This is a genomic window from Micromonospora phytophila (genome assembly GCF_023656545.1).
Lineage (GTDB): Bacteria > Actinomycetota > Actinomycetes > Mycobacteriales > Micromonosporaceae > Micromonospora > Micromonospora phytophila.
Map to the genome: position 1 here is coordinate 1 of NZ_JAMOKF010000604.1, position 1,334 is coordinate 1,334.

General features: G+C 74.1%; 1 protein-coding gene. It reads right to left on the minus strand.

Translation table 11 applies throughout. The features are described 5' to 3' along the window. Positions 1-1,293 (minus strand): LLM class flavin-dependent oxidoreductase (locus NCC78_RS31680; protein ID WP_250799122.1); only part of this gene is annotated, 1,293 nt, incomplete at its 3' end. Positions 1,294-1,334: the final 41 nt, after the last annotated feature.

Here is a 1,334-nt window from a genome sequence, read left to right on the forward strand (position 1 = left end):
CAGGGCGTCGATCGCCGGCAGGCCGTCGCGGACGGCCTGCGCCGGAAGGCCGAAGTCGATGAAGCAGGCGATCTCGTCGGCGCCGGCGTCGAGCACCGCGTCGAGCACGGCCCGGCTGCTGGCCGGGGAGCCGATGAGGGCACGCTGCGCGCAGTAACGCTCGTAGGCGCGGGCCAGCACGAACCGGACGTCGTCGTCCGGGGTGTCGGCCAGGTCGATGTTCATGCCGAGGCTGTTGACGACCTGCCCGAGCAGGCTGAACGACGAGCGCAGGTACGCGCAGAACGGCTCGAACGCCTCCGCCCGGGCGCGGTCGGCGTCGTCGGCCAGGTAGGTGTGCAGGAGCACCACCACCCGGCCACCGGCCGGGTCCAGGCCGTGCTCGGCCCGGGTCCGCCGGTACAACGCGATGTTCTCGGCCAACCGCGCGACGTCCTGCGTCATCAGGTTGGTGACCACGCCGATGTCGCGCCGGGCGGCCTCGCGGTAGCTGTCCGGGTTGCCGACGATGGCGGTGAACACCGGCGGATCCGGCTGGACGGGCCGGGGAAAGAGGCGCACCTCGATCTGCTCCCCGCTGCCGGAACGGGCGCTGACCGCCTCGCCCCGCCAAAGCCGCCGCACGGTCTCCAGCTGCTCGTACATGACGGCCTTGTGCCGCCCGTAGTTCTCCGGGGCGAAGACGAAGTCGTTGGCGTGCCAGCCGGGCGCGCAGCCGAGGCCGATCCGCCCGCCGGAGAGGTTGTCCACCATCGACCATTCCTCCGCGACCCGCACGGGGTGGTGCAGGGGGAGCACGACCGAGCCGGCGTTGAGCCGCAGCCGCCGGGTGCGCACGGCGAGGGCCGCGGCGAGGACGGACGGGTTCGGGAAGATGCCCCCGAAGGAGTGGAAGTGCCGCTCCGGTATCCACACCGCGTGGAATCCGTGCGTGTCGGCGAACTCCGCCGCCGCCACGACGACGTCGTACTTGTCGGCCCGGTCCTGCTCCGGGTAGTCGCCGAAGAAGTAGAGGCTGAAGTCCACGGTGTCCGCCGCGGTCTCGGCGGGCGCGGGGTGCGGCTCGGTGGGGGACCGGGGCGACGGTGGCGGCGGTGTCGCGGGGGAGGCGGCACCGGCGCCGAGCAGCGCCAACTGCCGGTCCATCAGGTCCAGCTGCCGGTGCAGGACGCCGATCAGCGCGGCCGGCTCCGCCGCCGCGACGGTGCGGTCGGTAGCGGGCGGCTCCGCCGGGGCGAGGGCGGTCGACGAGGCTCCCGACGCCGTCGCCGCGGTCGGCGCCACCGCTGCCACGGAAGCCACCGTGGCTGGCCGGGCCCGCTGCACGGGCGGAC